This window comes from Micromonospora sp. WMMA1363 (assembly GCF_030345795.1).
Classification (GTDB): Bacteria; Actinomycetota; Actinomycetes; order Mycobacteriales; family Micromonosporaceae; genus Micromonospora.
The window spans coordinates 4,973,274-4,987,510 of the sequence record NZ_JAUALB010000001.1; the positions used below are offsets into that span (position 1 = coordinate 4,973,274).

The 14,237-nt window shown below is 70.8% G+C and carries 17 protein-coding genes; 9 read left to right on the plus strand and 8 right to left on the minus strand.

Annotated features, from left to right (window positions below):
* Positions 1 to 21 precede the first annotated feature (21 nt).
* Positions 22 to 891, plus strand: coding sequence for a PhzF family phenazine biosynthesis protein (locus QTQ03_RS23185; protein ID WP_289279867.1), 870 nt, complete (start codon positions 22 to 24; stop codon positions 889 to 891).
* A 95-nt stretch (positions 892 to 986) separates the two neighbouring features.
* Entirely contained in the window at positions 987 to 1,496 is a 510-nt protein-coding gene (locus tag QTQ03_RS23190; RefSeq protein WP_289279868.1) for a hypothetical protein, read from the plus strand.
* A gap of 6 nt (positions 1,497 to 1,502) precedes the next feature.
* On the opposite strand, the gene QTQ03_RS23195 is transcribed toward QTQ03_RS23190, so the two are convergent.
* The 4 genes from QTQ03_RS23195 to QTQ03_RS23210 all read right to left on the minus strand — a co-directional run bounded on the left by QTQ03_RS23195 (position 1,503) and on the right by QTQ03_RS23210 (position 5,192).
* Positions 1,503 to 2,324, minus strand: coding sequence for an HAD family hydrolase (locus QTQ03_RS23195; protein WP_353890611.1), 822 nt, complete (start codon positions 2,322 to 2,324; stop codon positions 1,503 to 1,505).
* A gap of 126 nt (positions 2,325 to 2,450) precedes the next feature.
* On the minus strand, positions 2,451 to 3,026 hold the full coding sequence (locus QTQ03_RS23200; protein WP_289279869.1) for a DUF305 domain-containing protein: 576 nt from the start codon (positions 3,024 to 3,026) through the stop codon (positions 2,451 to 2,453).
* 103 nt (positions 3,027 to 3,129) lie between these two features.
* Complete coding sequence (locus QTQ03_RS23205) at positions 3,130 to 4,128, minus strand: carbohydrate-binding protein (protein WP_289279870.1); 999 nt, start codon at positions 4,126 to 4,128, stop codon at positions 3,130 to 3,132.
* A 239-nt stretch (positions 4,129 to 4,367) separates the two neighbouring features.
* A complete protein-coding gene (locus tag QTQ03_RS23210) occupies positions 4,368 to 5,192 on the minus strand; it encodes an SDR family NAD(P)-dependent oxidoreductase (RefSeq protein ID WP_289279871.1) in 825 nt (274 codons plus the stop codon).
* Positions 5,193 to 5,321: 129 nt separating this feature from the next.
* On the opposite strand from QTQ03_RS23210, the gene QTQ03_RS23215 reads away from it, so the two are divergent.
* Complete coding sequence (locus QTQ03_RS23215) at positions 5,322 to 6,278, plus strand: HpcH/HpaI aldolase/citrate lyase family protein (RefSeq protein ID WP_289279872.1); 957 nt, start codon at positions 5,322 to 5,324, stop codon at positions 6,276 to 6,278.
* A gap of 57 nt (positions 6,279 to 6,335) precedes the next feature.
* Here the strand turns inward: QTQ03_RS23215 and QTQ03_RS23220 are convergent, their stop codons facing one another.
* Complete coding sequence (locus QTQ03_RS23220; RefSeq protein ID WP_289279873.1) at positions 6,336 to 6,875, minus strand: DUF4190 domain-containing protein; 540 nt, start codon at positions 6,873 to 6,875, stop codon at positions 6,336 to 6,338.
* Positions 6,876 to 6,994: 119 nt separating this feature from the next.
* On the opposite strand from QTQ03_RS23220, the gene QTQ03_RS23225 reads away from it, so the two are divergent.
* Positions 6,995 to 7,882 (plus strand): SDR family NAD(P)-dependent oxidoreductase, encoded by an 888-nt coding sequence (locus tag QTQ03_RS23225; RefSeq protein WP_289279874.1) that lies wholly within the window; start codon positions 6,995 to 6,997, stop codon positions 7,880 to 7,882.
* An 80-nt stretch (positions 7,883 to 7,962) separates the two neighbouring features.
* On the opposite strand, the gene QTQ03_RS23230 is transcribed toward QTQ03_RS23225, so the two are convergent.
* Positions 7,963 to 8,481, minus strand: a complete 519-nt coding sequence (locus QTQ03_RS23230; RefSeq protein WP_289279875.1) for a DUF4190 domain-containing protein — start codon at positions 8,479 to 8,481, stop codon at positions 7,963 to 7,965.
* A 169-nt stretch (positions 8,482 to 8,650) separates the two neighbouring features.
* On the opposite strand from QTQ03_RS23230, the gene QTQ03_RS23235 reads away from it, so the two are divergent.
* Entirely contained in the window at positions 8,651 to 9,847 is a 1,197-nt protein-coding gene (locus QTQ03_RS23235; protein WP_289279876.1) for an acyl-CoA dehydrogenase family protein, read from the plus strand.
* Positions 9,848 to 9,875: 28 nt separating this feature from the next.
* Here QTQ03_RS23235 and QTQ03_RS23240 read toward each other — a convergent pair whose 3' ends face one another.
* Both QTQ03_RS23240 and trxA read right to left on the minus strand, forming a co-directional pair.
* Positions 9,876 to 10,283, minus strand: coding sequence for a CoA-binding protein (locus QTQ03_RS23240; RefSeq protein ID WP_289279877.1), 408 nt, complete (start codon positions 10,281 to 10,283; stop codon positions 9,876 to 9,878).
* 231 nt (positions 10,284 to 10,514) lie between these two features.
* Positions 10,515 to 10,877 carry a thioredoxin gene (trxA, locus tag QTQ03_RS23245; RefSeq protein ID WP_289279878.1) on the minus strand — a complete coding sequence of 121 codons (363 nt, stop codon included), beginning with the start codon at positions 10,875 to 10,877 and terminating at the stop codon, positions 10,515 to 10,517.
* 552 nt (positions 10,878 to 11,429) lie between these two features.
* Between trxA and QTQ03_RS23250 the strand changes: the two genes are divergently transcribed.
* The 4 genes from QTQ03_RS23250 (at position 11,430) to QTQ03_RS23265 (ending at position 14,145) form a co-directional block, all read left to right on the plus strand.
* The gene (locus tag QTQ03_RS23250) at positions 11,430 to 11,945 is read left to right on the plus strand and encodes a MaoC family dehydratase (protein WP_289279879.1); all 516 of its coding nucleotides are present in this window, start codon (positions 11,430 to 11,432) and stop codon (positions 11,943 to 11,945) included.
* Between the two features lie 94 nt (positions 11,946 to 12,039).
* Positions 12,040 to 12,561, plus strand: a complete 522-nt coding sequence (locus QTQ03_RS23255; RefSeq protein ID WP_289279880.1) for a hypothetical protein — start codon at positions 12,040 to 12,042, stop codon at positions 12,559 to 12,561.
* Between the two features lie 31 nt (positions 12,562 to 12,592).
* Positions 12,593 to 13,246, plus strand: a complete 654-nt coding sequence (locus QTQ03_RS23260) for a TrmH family RNA methyltransferase (protein ID WP_289279881.1) — start codon at positions 12,593 to 12,595, stop codon at positions 13,244 to 13,246.
* Between the two features lie 200 nt (positions 13,247 to 13,446).
* The gene (locus QTQ03_RS23265; protein WP_353890612.1) at positions 13,447 to 14,145 is read left to right on the plus strand and encodes a DUF6758 family protein; all 699 of its coding nucleotides are present in this window, start codon (positions 13,447 to 13,449) and stop codon (positions 14,143 to 14,145) included.
* Positions 14,146 to 14,237: the final 92 nt, after the last annotated feature.

Sequence of the window (14,237 nt, forward strand, 5' to 3'; positions counted from 1 at the left end):
AAGCGCCTAGTGTTTATCAGCATGTCGACCCTGGCCTACGAGATCGTGGACGTGTTCACCGACCGCCCCTTCGCCGGTAACCCGCTGGCGGTGGTGTTCGGAGCCGACGCCTTGGCGACCGAGCAGATGCAGGCGCTCGCGCTCGAGTTCAACCTGTCCGAGACGGTGTTCGTGCTTCCGCCCACCCATGCCGGCGCCACCTACCGGGCGCGGATCTTCACGCCGGTCGAAGAACTGCCGTTCGCCGGGCACCCGAGCGTCGGCGCGGCGGTCACCGCGAGCCGACGCGGCCTGTTCGGCGCCGGTCCGATCACCCAGGAGTGCGGCGCCGGCGTGCTGCCGGTCGAGGTTTCGGCGACCGGCGCGACGCTGACCGGGGGGTCCCCCACCCTCGGCCCCGAACTGGACCCGGAGCCGCTGTTGGAGATGGCCGGGCTCACCGCCGACGACCACATCGGCCCGGCCCCCCGCGTCGCCGGCTGCGGCCTTGAGTTCCCGTACCTGCCGGTGCGTCCGGACGCGGTGGCGCGTGCCCGGGTTGACGCCGTGGCGGCACAGCGATACGGGGTTGAGCACGTCAGCGTCTTTTCCTGGGACGCCGACTCGCAGACCGCCCATGCCCGGGTGTTCGTGCCGGGGCTTGGCGTACCGGAGGATCCGGCGACCGGCTCCGCCGCCCTGGGGCTGGGGGTGTGGCTGGTGGCCAGCGGCCTGCTGCCGGGCGAAGGCCGGTCGAGCTACGTCGTACGCCAGGGCATCGAGATCAACCGCCCCTCGTCGTTGGCCTGCACCGTGACCGCGGCCGGCGGCACGGCTGCCGGCGCCACCGTCTCCGGCCAGGTGATGCCGGTGGCCCGCGGCGAGATCCTGGTCCCACCCTTGGTCGGCTGAGGTAACCGGGAAGGCCCTAACGCCTGCGGTAGAAGGTAAGGACCCGGTTGACCCGCGGGCCCGCGGGCCCTGCGGCGATACGGAAGGATGCGGGAGTGACCGATGCGAACCGGACCACCGCGCCCCTGGTTGGCGAGGCGATGAAAAAGGCCGCAGTGGCGTGGATCAGCGTGCCCGGTGGCCCGGCGCTCGCCCTCTGGTGTGTCCACCTGGAAGAGGCGCTCCTGGTGGTCAGCGGGCCGGGCGAGCAGGCCGCACCGGGCCTCGCCGACGCGACCCGCGCGCAGGTCACCCTGCGTGGGGACCACGGTGGCCGGATCGTCACCTGGCCGGCCGACGTGACCCGGGTGACCCCCGGCACCGAACAGTGGGAGACTGTTGCACCGCTGGTCGCCGCCAAGCGGTTGAACGCTCCTGGGCCGGCCGCCGACCTTGCCGCCCGTTGGGCTGCCGACGGCTGCGCCCTCAACCGGTTGGCCCCCACCGGCGAACAGCTGGCCGGCACCGCGTTGCCCGCCGACTCGCTGGCCGAGCCGCCCCGGGAGACCCCGGCGGTTCGGGCCACCCGTAAGCCCTTGCACCTGCACCGGGTCCGTCGCCGCTGAGACGGGTCACGCGAACCGTGGCGTTCGCTCGGACGCCGCAGCTCCCGCCGGCGCCGTCGAGACATCCGCTGGAGTCGGGGAGGGACCACTTCCGCTATCGCAGGCGCCAACAGGGGCGCTGTCCTCTCCGTTGTGGCCCGCCGGTACCGCCGCTACCAGGTCGACCACCTCGGCGAGGGAGCCCAGCTCGGTCCCGGCCCAGGTGTCGTCCCGGTTGAAGACCATGTGACCGGCGAGGTCGGGGGCCGCCAGGCGGACGGCGGTCATCCCGGTCCGCTCCGCCCCGGTCAGCTCCTGGCTGCCACCATCACCGACGTACAGGCAACTCGTTGGTGCCAGACCGAGCCGACGGCACGCGGCTCGATACAGCTCCGGGTCCGGTTTGCAGCGGCCGACCTGCACGGAGTAGACCCGGACGTCGAGCAGCGGGTCGATCGGCAGTTGCGGCAGGAAAGCCGGCAGCTCGTGGGTGCAGTCGCTGACCACGCCGGTACGCAGACCGTGTCGGCGTAGCGCCGCCAGGGTCGGCACCGCCTCACCGCGGAGCCGGGTGTCGGCCCGGACGGCGTGGTGCCGGGAGGCCACTGCAGACCGGAGGGCGTCGTCCGAGGGTTGGATTCCGGCCTGCTGACAAACCCAGCGCAGGGTCGCCTCGGCTGTGCCGAGGCGACCGGTGGCCCGCTCGTAGAAGGTGCGGTCGAGCACCTCGACAAGGACCTCGGGTGGGCAGCCGAGCAGGTCTGCGGTCGTTCGGTGCGCCGCGCCGCGCTGCACCGAACGGGTCAGCGTGCCGAAGAAGTCGAACAGCACCGCCTGGAACGTGGGCATGGGGGAGGGGACTCCGGTGGGGGACGCCGGGGATCGACAGAGATCGTAACCGAGCGCTGACGATCCGGGGTGAACGGAGTTGTGTGAAGCTTGTTTCCGTGCCGCCCGTTACCCCGGGAAGCGCGCCTACCGGTCGGCCGTCGACAGCGTGTCGAGCAGCGCGGCTTCGGCGCTCCGAGACTGTTCGACGCGTCGCGCGTAGGCGAGCACCTCCGGACTGGTGCCGGCCTTCAGGTGCGCCCGGGCCAGGTCTGCCGCGGAGCGTTGATGGGTGCCGAGCACGTCACACACCACTGTGTCGACCGCGGCATCGGTCGCACCGCGCAGCCGGGCCAGTTCCTCGTCGGAGACCGCGTGGCCAGCATGCTCACCGTGTTCGGCCGCTCCGGCGTCCGGACCGGTTGCCTGCAGCCAGGCTTGTGTCATGGCGAGTTCGTCGGACTCGGTCGCCTCGATCGCGGCGACCAGGGTTTTGATCTCCGGGTCGGCAACCCGGTCACGACCAGATCGGATGATCTCGAGGGTCTGTCCGGTGTGCACCGCCATCATCCTGAGGAACAGCACGTCGGCGCCGTTCGTCGACGTGGCCACCGGCACCTCGTCAGTGGCCGAGGGTCCGGGGGCGTCCTGCTCCGGTGTCCTGGCGCAGCCCGCCATCAGAGCGGCGACGGCCAGCAGGGCGATCAGTGGTAGCCGCCGCACGGCGTACTCCTATCTTCGCGTAGCGGGTAGCGGGTTCGCCGACCGGACGGGGCCGCACCAGCCGGGTGTTCCCACCACGGCTGGTGCGGCCGGTTAGGTCAACTCAGACTCGGCTCCAGAGCGCCGGCACGTGCGGCGGTTCCCAGCCGGGCAGCGCGGTGTGCGCCTGGCGGGCCTGGTAGCGAACGCCGTTGTACGTCACCTCGTCGCCGATCTGGTAGGCGGTGCCGGTTGCCCACGTGTCTCCCGGGGTCGACGTGCCGGTCGGGGTCGGCGAGCCGGTCGGGGTCGGCGAGGCCGCGGTGGTGGTCCAGAGCGCCGGCACGTGCGGCGGTTCCCAGCCGGGCAGCGCGGTGTGCGCCTGGCGGGCCTGGTAGCGAACGCCGTTGTACGTCACCTCGTCGCCGATCTGGTAGGCGGTGCCGGTTGCCCACGTGTCTCCCGGGGTCGACGTGCCGGTCGGGGTCGGCGAGCCGGTCGGGGTCGGCGAGGCCGTGGTGGTTGGCGAGGCGGTCGGGGTCGGCGAGGCCGTGGTGGTTGGCGAGGCGGTCGGGGTCGGCGAGGCCGTGTCCGTCGGGGTCGGCGACGGGCCGCCGAGGATCTCGACGTCCACGCACGAGTAGAACGCGTTGGGCGTGTCGGCGATGTTCCACACCGCGAGGATCTTCTGCCGGCCTACGTGGTCGCCGAGGTCGACGGTGTGCGAGACCCTGGTCGCCGGCCGGCGACCGCCGCCGTCCACGAGGCCCACCCGCTCGTCACCGACGAAGTACTCCCAGTTGCTGGTGTTGTGCGGGGCGGTGTTGATCCAGTTGAAGGTGACCGACCTGCCGACCGTGGTGGCGGGCCAGGCTCGGCTCTCGTCGTCGAGCACGGCGAACTCGGGGATGCCGGCGCTGCAGTTCTTCAGCCCCTTCGGGCCCTCGACGCTCTGTGGCTCGAACTGGATGTCCCCGCAGTTGGGCATCTTTCCCTGTGCGCAGAGTGCCTGACGGCTGGGTGGCCCCGCGACGTATCCGTGTGCCTGGGCGGGCGCGGCGACAGCCAGTGTGGCTATCACGGCCCCCGTCGTCGCGAGCGGCAGGCTGGTCCGTAAACGCATTGCTGAAGCTCCTCGGGTCCTTCCGACTTCCGGAGGCCGCAAGGCTAGCCACATGCTGCCTGACCAGCAAGAACAGCCGGGTTGTTACGGCGTTGTCGGCTGACGATCGACCGGCAAGTCCCATTCTGAGCCTGCCGGATACCGGCAGTACGGACATTGGTCGGCGCCGATGGGAGGGTGTGGGGCGGCGGGGCACCCAGGGTCAGTACATGACGGCGCCGGCCGGGGCGCAACAGCCGCTATTCGGCGATGCCGACCGCCTTCGCGCTGGCGGCCCAGAGTCGGGCGGCGAGCCGCGGGTCGGCCGCCTTTGGCAACGGCCGGCGGAGCTGGCAGTCCTGGTAATAGCCGCCGATGCGCAGTCGCCCCGGGGCCTGGCTGGCGAGCCAGACCAGCGTCTCGGCGCCCTTCTCGGGACTGCGGAACGGCAGCAGGCGCATGCCGATCGTGACCAGCCGGCTGTCGGTGCCGAACCGGGTCCGCACCACTCCGGGGTGGAAGCAGTACGCCGGCACGTCCGGCCAACGCCGCGCCGCCTCGGCGGTGAACAGGATGTTGGCCTGCTTGCTGGTGCCGTACGCGTCCATCGCGCGGTACCGGCGCAGCGGGCGGTTGAGGTCGTCCGGGTCGAGCGCGCCGCTGCGGTGCGCGCCGGAGGCGGTGACCACTATCCGGCCGACCCGGTCCCGCAGGAGGTTCGTCAGCAGGAACGGTGCGAGGTGGTTCGCCTGGATCGACAGCTCGAAGCCGTCGACGGTGGTGACCGGCTGGAGCACGATAGCTCCGGCGTTGTTCGCCAGCACGTCGATCCGGTCGTAGGCGGAGCGTAGCCGCTCGGCTAGGCGTCGGACGTCGTCGAGGACGGCGAAGTCGGCGCGGAACAGCTCAGGTCGCTCACCAGCGGTCGCCCGCACCTGCTCGGCGGCGTACTGGAGGCGGGCTGGGTCGCGCCCGACGAGTACCACCTGGTCGCCGCGGACGGCAAGCTCCACGGCGGCCGCCAGGCCGATGCCGGAGCTGGCCCCGGTCACCACCACGAGTCGCCGCCCAGTGAGATCTTCCACAGGCCCATTCACCCCGATCACGGCACGAGGCTACCGTGGCGTCACAACGCCCTTGGGGATCGTCAAGTTCTTGGTTCTCACGTTCAGGTGGCGCCGGCGTGCCCGCCGGACGCTGGAAGGAGCGCATCCATGGCCGCTGTCGGTCGCCCCCGCCGGTCCTGCCTCGCGGTACCGGGTTCCAGCGTCAAGATGCTGGGCAAGGCCCAGGGCCTCCCGGTCGACCAGGTCTTCCTCGACCTGGAGGACTCGGTCGCCCCGCTCGCCAAGCCGGACGCCCGCAAGAACGTCGTCGCGGCGCTCAACGAGGGCGACTGGTCCGGCAAGACCCGGGTGGTCCGGGTCAACGACCTGACCACCCCCTGGACGTACCGGGACGTCATCGATGTCGTCGAGGGCGCCGGCGCCAACCTGGACTGCATCATGTTGCCCAAGGTGCAGAACGCCGCCCAGGTGCAGTGGCTCGACATGACACTCACCCAGTTGGAGAAGACGCTCGGTCTGGAGGTCGGCCGGGTCGGGATCGAGGCCCAGATCGAGAACGCCGCCGGGCTCGTGAACGTCGACGCGATCGCCGCCGCCTCGCCACGGGTGGAGACCATCATCTTCGGCCCGGCCGACTTCATGGCGTCGATCAACATGAAGTCGCTGGTGGTCGGCGCACTGATCCCGGACTACCCGGGCGACCCTTACCACTACATCTTGATGCGCATCCTGATGGCCGCCCGGATGCACGACAAGCAGGCCATCGACGGACCGTTCCTGCAGATTCGGGACGTTGACGCGTTTCGCGAGGTGGCCAAGCGCTCGGCGGCGCTGGGCTTTGACGGCAAGTGGGTGCTGCATCCAGGCCAGATCGACGTCGCGAACGAGGTCTACTCGCCGGCCCAGGCCGACTACGACCACGCCGAGTTGATCCTGGACGCGTACGAGCACTACACCTCGGAAGCGGGCGGCAGGCTCGGCGCGGTGATGCTCGGCGACGAGATGATCGACGAGGCGTCCCGCAAGATGGCCCTGGTGATCGCGGCCAAGGGCCGGGCGGCCGGGATGACCCGCACCTCGGCCTTCACCCCGTTGTCGGAGTAGTTGCCGCCGCGTGCCGCCCGCACCGGACCCGGGCGGCACGCGGCCCTCCACCGCCGGTCAGAAGCTGCTGCCGCTGCTCGACTCGGAGGCGATGGCAAAGATGATCACCACCACGTAGAAGGCGATCAGCAGCGCCAACAGACCGGTCAGGATCCAGCCGACGATGATGGCGGCCTTCGCCATGCCGTCGCCGCCCTCCCCGGTTTGCCGGATCTGCTTGCGCGCCAGGTGGCCGAGGATGGCGCCGATCGGTGCCGTGATGCAGGACGCGATGCCCACCAGCGACAGCACCAGGGCGATGATCGCCATGCTGTTGGTCCGTGGCGGTGCGTGCCCGTAGCCGGGGTACGCCGGCGGCGGGTAGCCAGTCCCCGCGTACGGGTCGGGCGTGGGGTGGCCCGCGGCCTGCGGGACGCCCGCGTACGGGTCGGCGTACGGGCTCGCGTACGGGCTCGTGGGCGCGTACGGGTCGCCGCCCGTGGGCTGGGCGGGGACGGGCTGACCGCTCACCGGGAGTGTCGGGTCGGCCGGCGGCGTCGACTGCTGACCGGACCACGCCGGGTCCTGCCAGCCGCCGGACGGCGGGTTGTAGGTCATCGTCTGCTCTCCATCGGGGTACGGGTGAGTCGTCAGGGTAATCAGCCGTGGGTGAACCTGAGCACACCGCACCCGGGTGCCGCGTTGCTCCGACCTCGGTGAGCGGGCAGGATCCTGGCATGGCGATTGACGCGAGAGCCGGCAGCCGACCGAGACGGGACGCGAGTCGTCCCGGTCTGGCCCGCCGCAGCCGGCTGACCACCGGCCTGGCCGGTCAGGACGAGCCGGCGCCCCTGCCGGAGCCGGTCACCATGCGGCTTGACGGCAGGGTCGCCCTGGTCACCGGGGCAGGCAGCCCGGACGGCATCGGGTACGCGACCGCGCGTCGCCTCGGCGACCTGGGCGCCCGGGTCGCCATCGTCTCCACCACCCGCCGCATCCACGAGCGGGCCAGCGAGCTGGGCGTGACCGGCTTCGTCGCGGACCTCACCGACGAGTCGGAGGTCGGGGCGCTGGCCGACGCCGTCGCGGACCAGCTCGGTGACGTGGAGGTTCTGGTGAACAACGCGGGCCTGGCCAGCCGGGCGAGCCCGGAGGTGCTGCGGCCGGTCGCCCAGCTCAGCTACGACGAGTGGCGGGGTGAGATCGACCGCAACCTGACCACGGCCTTTCTGTGTAGCCGGGCGTTCATCGGCGGGATGGCGGAACGGGGCTGGGGTCGGATCGTGAACCTGGCGGCGACCGCCGGCCCGGTCAACGCCCTGCCGACCGAGGCCGCCTACGCGGCGGCCAAGGCGGGTGTTGTCGGGCTGACCCGGGCGCTGGCGATGGAGATGATCGCGGACGGGGTGACCGTCAACGCGGTTGCCCCGGGCACCATCCACACCGCTGCCTCGACGATGGCCGAGATCAAACAGGGTCTGGGCACCCCGGTTGGCCGCCCCGGCACTCCGGACGAGGTGGCGGCGGCAATCGCGTTCCTCTGCTCGCCGGCGGCCTCGTACATTACCGGCCAGATGCTGGTGGTGGATGGAGGCAACAGCGTCCGCGAGGCGCAGTTCCGCTGATCACGCGGGCGGCGGACCCGACCGGCAGCGGTCTGGACGGGGACGATTCGGGCCGGTGCGGTGCCGCCGGTCCGGATCGCTCAGTACGACGTGCCGTCGTTGCCGGTGATCGCGACCAGGGCGATCCATCCGCAGCAGGCGAGCACGCCGAGCCCGGTGAAGACATAGCTGAGGATCAGTCCCCAGGTGGCGAGTTGTTCCCCCTCCTCGCCGCTGGTGCGCAACTGCCGTTTGGCGAGGTGCCCGAGCACGATGCCGGCGGGCGCGAACACGAAGGCGAACACCAGGGAGAGGATCGCCAGGACGTTCATGCCGCGCCCGGCGGCCGCCGGCGGCCCGTAGGGGGGGTACGGCGGTGGCGGCCCGTACGGCTGGCCCGCGGGCGCACCGTGGGGCGGCGGCGGCTGGCCCGGGTCGTACCCGGGCGGTGGGGGCTGGCTCGGGTCGTACCCGGGCGGTGGGGGCTGGCTCGGGTCGTACCCGGGCGGTGGGGGCTGGCTCGGGTCGTACCCGGGCGGTGGGGGCGGCGGCTGGCCCGGCGGCGGCTGCTCCCACGGTGACGGCGGCCGGTCCGGGTCCGGCGGCGGTGGTTGGCTCACGGTCTCCTCCTCCTGCCGGATCACAGCCCTATTGCCGGACGCTACCCCGAGCGGTGAACCTTTTCACAGCGGTTGTGTCGACTGGCCACCTTGGCGGCGTCGTCTGCGCGGCCGATACTGACCGAGCGTTCAGTTACCTGTGAGTAATGCGTCGACCCCGGAGGCTGAGATGGCCCGACTCGCCCAGACGCCCGGCCTGACCGACGTGCAGCGGTCGATCCTGGAAACCGTCCGGGAGTTCGCGGACAAGGAGATCATCCCGCATGCCCAGCGGCTGGAGCACGCCGACGAGTACCCGACCGACATCCTCGACGGGATGCGGGAGATGGGGCTGTTCGGCCTGACCATCGCCGAGGAGCACGGTGGCCTGGGCGAGTCCCTGCTGACGTACGCCCTGGTGGTCGAGGAGTTGTCCCGAGGCTGGATGTCGATCTCCGGCATCGTCAATACCCACTTCATCGTGGCGTATTTGATTTCCCAACACGGTTCGGCCGAGCAAAAGGCCCGGTTGCTGCCGAAGATGGCCACCGGTGAGGTGCGTGGCGCGTTCTCGATGTCCGAGCCGGAGTGCGGATCCGACGTCTCGGCGATCAAGTCGAAGGCGGCGCGTGAGGGCGACAACTACGTCCTCGACGGTCAGAAGATGTGGCTGACCAACGGCGCGTACTCCGCGGTGGTGGCCACGCTGGTCAAGACCGACACCGGGGCCGACTCGGTCTACGGCAACATGAGCACCTTCCTGCTGGAGAAGGAGCCGGGCTTCGGCGAGACCGCCCCGGGGCTGACCATTCCCGGCAAGATCGACAAGATGGGCTACAAGGGGGTCGAGACCACCGAGATGGTGCTCGACGGGGTCACCGTCCCCGGCACGGCGGTGCTCGGTGGTGAGGAGAAGGTCGGCCGCGGCTTCTACCAGATGATGGACGGCATCGAGGTCGGCCGGGTCAACGTGGCCGCCCGTGCCTGCGGCATCTCGATCCGCGCCTTCGAGCTCGCCGTGGCGTACGCCCAGCAGCGCCGCACCTTCGGTCAGCCGCTCGCCAAGCACCAGGCCGTCGCCTTCAAGCTCGCCGAGATGGGCACCAAGATCGAGGCCGCGCACGCCCTCATGGTCAACGCCGCCCGGCTCAAGGACGCCGGCCAACGCAACGACGTCGAGGCCGGCATGGCCAAGCTGCTCGCCTCCGAGTACTGCGCCGAGGTGGTCCAGGAGGCGTTCCGTATCCACGGTGGCTACGGCTACTCCAAGGAGTACGAGATCGAGCGGCTGATGCGCGAAGCGCCGTTCCTGCTCATTGGTGAGGGTACCTCGGAGATCCAGAAGACCATCATCTCTCGCGGTTTGCTCAAGGAGTACAAGCTTTGAGCTGCTTCGGTCCTGGGGAGCGGGGCGGTCAGCCCAGGCGGGTCAGGCCGGCGGCGGCGCGCTCGACGACCAGACAGCGGTCCTCGACGTAGTCGATGCCGGCCTCCTCCGCGATTCGCCGCGCCTCGGCGGAGACGATGCCGAGTTGGAGCCAGACCGCGGGCGCGCCGATCGCCACCGTCTCGCGGACGACCTCCACCGCATCCGCCGCCGGCCGGAACACGTCCACCAGATCGACCGGATGCGGGATCTCGGACAGCGAGCGGTAGACCCGCTCGTCGAACAGCTCGTCGGCGATCGGGTTTACCGGGATGATTCGCCAGCCGTACCGCTGCATCTTCGCCGGAACGCTGTGCGCGGCCTTACGCGGATCGCGGGACGCGCCGACGACGGCGATCACGGCGGAGCCGGCGAGGATCTGCTGAGGTGAGCGCACCCGCCGACTGTATCTCCGGAGGTCGGGGCATGCCGCCGAGCGCACGACTCAGGCGGTCGTCTCGTCGTCGCCGAGCCCGGGAAGGATCGGGGCCCGCAGAACTCCGACGGCGAAACCGGCCGGGGGATGCGCCACCGCGGCCGGCCCCGGATCGGGGCCGGCCGCGGCGCGGGGGTGCTGACAGTGGATTCCCGTGTCGGGCGAAGGCGCCCGGAAGGGCTTCCTCGTATCTCAGTGCTTGTGCTCGGCGAGCTTCTGGCGGACGTCGTCCATGTCGAGCGCCTCGACCTGTTCGATCAGGTTCTCCAAGGCGGACTCGGGGAGCGCGCCCGGCTGCGCGAACACGATGACGCCGTCGCGGATCGCCATGATGGTCGGGATGGAGCGGATGTCGAACTTCGCGCCCAGCTCCTGCTGCGCCTCGGTGTCGACCTTGCCGAAGACGATGTCGGGGTGTTTCGCCGAGGAGCGTTCGTAGACCGGGGCGAACCGCTTGCACGGGCCGCACCAGTCGGCCCAGAAGTCGACCAGCACGATGCCGTCGCGGCTGGTCACCTCGTCAAAGTTTGCCGTGGTCAGCTCAACGGTTGCCATGGGAATCTCTCCGATCACCGCGGATTAGCTACGTCTGGTGGAACCAGGGCGTACCTCGTCGAATTCCCGCCCTCCGGGGGACGAAACGCCCCGGCTCCGGGACTGGCCGCCGGCGATCATCGTCATCGATCGGGTTGGTTGTGGGCGCGGATGCGTTGCGCATGTGCACGTCGCATTTGCGTGACCAGGCGTGATGGGAGCGCTCCAATCCCGGCGTGCCGCGATAGCCGTTACGAATGGGTAACTTGGGTTGCGACGTGGAGCTACCCCCATGCTGGAGATCACTCCTGGAAGTGATCTCGGTAACCGAGGGTAGTGTCACAAAAAGATAAATGTGATTCTCGTCTCTGTCGGTAACGTGCCGCGTGCGGCAGAATCCTGACATCAGAGCGTGGGCGGCGGGTGCCGGGGAGGGCCCCGCCGCTCATTGCGTCCGCGCCCCGGTCGGGTCGATGTGACATTTCCCCACGGCTGTCGCCCCGTACACCCGCCTTAACCCCCGATAAGGCATGCTGTGCCGAACTCCATCGCCGTCCGTCGAAGGGGACAAGGATGCAGTTCGGCCGCTACTACGAGGAGTTCGAGGTCGGCGCGGTCTACCGGCACTGGCCGGGCAAGACGGTCACCGAGTACGACGATCACCTCTTCTGCCTGCTCACCATGAACCACCATCCGCTGCATCTGGACGCGCACTACGCCGAGACGTCCAGCCAATTCAAGCGGAACGTGGTAGTCGGCAACTACATCTACTCGCTGCTCCTGGGTATGTCCGTGCCAGACGTCAGCGGCAAGGCGATCGCGAACCTGGAGATCGAGTCCCTGCGGCACGTTGCCCCGACGTTCCACGGCGACACGATCTACGGCGAGACCACGGTCCTGGACAAGCGGGAGTCCTCCTCGAAGCCGGACCGCGGCGTGGTCGCCGTCGAAACCCGCGGCTGCAACCAGGACGGCACGCTGGTCTGTGTCTTCCGGCGCAAGGTCATGGTGCCGAAGAAGGAGTACGCGGCGACCGCGGTGCCGGAGGGCGCTGACCCGGAGCGGCCGAGCTTCCCCGAGCCGCGCTGACCCCGCTTACCGCACCGGACGCGTCGGCGTCCGGTGCGGCAGGCCCTCCCGGCGTTTGCGATTGGAAGGGGTTCTGCCCGGTGAACCGAGGCATATGCTGACGCCGGAGGTTCCCATGAGCCACTCCGTCGCCGGAGAGCCGTCCTCTGCCGGCCGCCGCGCCGCACCGCTGACCACCGCCGTCTACTCCGCCGCCGAGTGGGACCTGCTCACCACCCTGCCCTCTCGGGTGGTCGTGGCCGCCGCCTTGCCGGGCCCGGGGCGTCCAGCACGCGGTGTCGCCGCGGGAGTGGCCGGGCTCGACGCCGTCGCCGCCGGCCGGGCCTTCGACAGTGACCTGGTCCGCGCCGTGGTGGCCGCCATCTACGCCCGCCACGACGGCGCGCCGCTGCCAGGCGGCCGGCTTGCCGACCTCGTCGACGTGCTCGCCGCCGCCCGCGCTGCGGCCCGCGTGCTGGACCGGCGGGCGGACCCCGCCGACTCTGCCGCCTACCGGCAGTGGGTGCAGTCGGTCGCGGCCCGGGTGTGCCGGGCCGAGCCGGGCGGGGACGGGTCGGCGGGTCCCGCCGACCGTCGACTCCTCGACCGGCTCGGCGGCGCGCTGGGGCTGCGCTGACGGACCGGCCGGGTGGTCGTACCCTCAAGGCGTGTGTTCGCCAGGTGCCGCCCCGCCGACCGTTGGCGGTGAGCAGGTTGACGTCGGTGTCGGGCCCTGGACGGGCGACCCGCCGGACGACCCGCGGTATGACCCGGAGCTGGTCGCCACCGGTGACCGGCGCAACGTGGTCGACCGGTACCGCTACTGGCGGCGCGAGGCGATCGTGGCGGACTTGGACCGGCGCCGACACGCGTTCCATGTGGCAATCGAAAACTGGCAACACGACCTCAACATCGGCACGGTGGTCCGCAACGCCAACGCGTTCCTCGCCGCCGAGGTCCACATCGTCGGCAGGCGCCGGTGGAACCGGCGGGGCGCGATGGTGACCGATCGCTACCAGCACGTCCGGCACCACGAGACGATCGAGAGCCTCGTCGCCTGGGCGGCCGGCGTGGGCCTGCCTCTGGTCGGTATCGACAACCTGCCCGGCTCCCGACCGTTGGAGACCACCACGCTGCCCCGGCGATGCGTCCTGCTCTTCGGCCAGGAGGGGCCGGGCCTGTCCGACGCCGCCCGGACCGCCTGCGACCAGCTCTTCTCCATCGCCCAGTACGGCTCCACCCGGTCGATCAACGCCGGGGTGGCCAGTGGCATCGCCATGCATGCCTGGATCCGCGCGTACGCCGAGCGGCCGCCGGTCTGAACGGTGGTCGGCGCGGTGTGCCGCCGGGCGCCCGTTTGATCGCCGGCGCGGTGTGCTGTCGGCCCGGACGATCACCGGCGCGGTGTGCTGCCGACGGTGCGTCGCCGGTCGCGGGCCGCGGGGCGCTTGCTGGTTACGGCTGGTAAACCGAAAGTGGCGCTTCGCTTGACGTCGGAGGTCGCCAGGGTGACGGTGGGGTGGTGAGCGTCGAGGTGAGTTGTCCCCGGTGCGGCGGCGCGGTCCGCCCGCCGGACCTCATGCATTCGGAGTCACGGTGCCTACGGTGCGGTCCGGTCCCGCCGCTGCACGTGCCGGAGCACATCGGGGCGGAGATCGTGGCCAGCGTCGTCGACCGGGTCACCGTCGACGCCGAGCCGCCGCACCGGCCGGCGGTGCCGTTGTGGTGCCCGTGGCCGTTGCCGCAGGGCTGGACAATGACCGGGGTCGCGTACGCCGGCGACGACCGCACCGGGGTGCGCGCCACGGTGGTCGCCTGTGCCGGGCCGGAGCCGCTCGGCGGCGGTCCGGCCGACCTGCTCTTCGTCGCCGAGGAACCGGGCGTCGGACTGGGCACGCGCTTCGCCGGCATCATCGGGCCGGACCCGGGGCCGCAGCTCGCCGAGGCGTTGACCGGCCCGGGTCCGGGGCATCCGGAGCACCACGGGCAGGCCCGGATCCGGGTGGCCGGCCACCCGACTCCACTGTGGCTCGCGAACTCGCCGACGGATCGAAGCGCGTACGCCGGTGAGGCTCGGGGAATGTGGCTGTATGCGATAGCCTGGCCGGCGAGTGCGGGACATCTGCTCGCCGAGGACGTGGTGCTGCACGACCTCTCCGAGTGGACGCCACCCGGGCTCGTGTACGGCGCACCGTCTCCGTACCTGCACGGGAAGGCTTGACAAGTCACCCGGAATGTCGGAGAACGGACGCAGGAGTAACTGTACGACATCACGCTGATACCCTGAGTACTGCTGCGGTATTCGGACCCGGC

Excerpts from the sequence above, each read along its gene's own strand:
- QTQ03_RS23225 (WP_289279874.1), top strand. The coding sequence starts at position 6,995 with ATGGCGATTGACGCGAGAGCCGGCAGCCGACCGAGACGGGACGCGAGT.
- QTQ03_RS23250 (WP_289279879.1), top strand. The coding sequence starts at position 11,430 with ATGCAGTTCGGCCGCTACTACGAGGAGTTCGAGGTCGGCGCGGTCTAC.
- QTQ03_RS23220 (WP_289279873.1), bottom strand. The coding sequence starts at position 6,875 with ATGACCTACAACCCGCCGTCCGGCGGCTGGCAGGACCCGGCGTGGTCC.
- QTQ03_RS23215 (WP_289279872.1), top strand. The coding sequence starts at position 5,322 with ATGGCCGCTGTCGGTCGCCCCCGCCGGTCCTGCCTCGCGGTACCGGGT.
- QTQ03_RS23255 (WP_289279880.1), top strand. The coding sequence starts at position 12,040 with ATGCTGACGCCGGAGGTTCCCATGAGCCACTCCGTCGCCGGAGAGCCG.
- trxA (WP_289279878.1), bottom strand. The coding sequence starts at position 10,877 with ATGGCAACCGTTGAGCTGACCACGGCAAACTTTGACGAGGTGACCAGC.
- QTQ03_RS23185 (WP_289279867.1), top strand. The coding sequence starts at position 22 with ATGTCGACCCTGGCCTACGAGATCGTGGACGTGTTCACCGACCGCCCC.
- QTQ03_RS23235 (WP_289279876.1), top strand. The coding sequence starts at position 8,651 with ATGGCCCGACTCGCCCAGACGCCCGGCCTGACCGACGTGCAGCGGTCG.
- QTQ03_RS23205 (WP_289279870.1), bottom strand. The coding sequence starts at position 4,128 with ATGCGTTTACGGACCAGCCTGCCGCTCGCGACGACGGGGGCCGTGATA.
- QTQ03_RS23195 (WP_353890611.1), bottom strand. The coding sequence starts at position 2,324 with ATGCCCACGTTCCAGGCGGTGCTGTTCGACTTCTTCGGCACGCTGACC.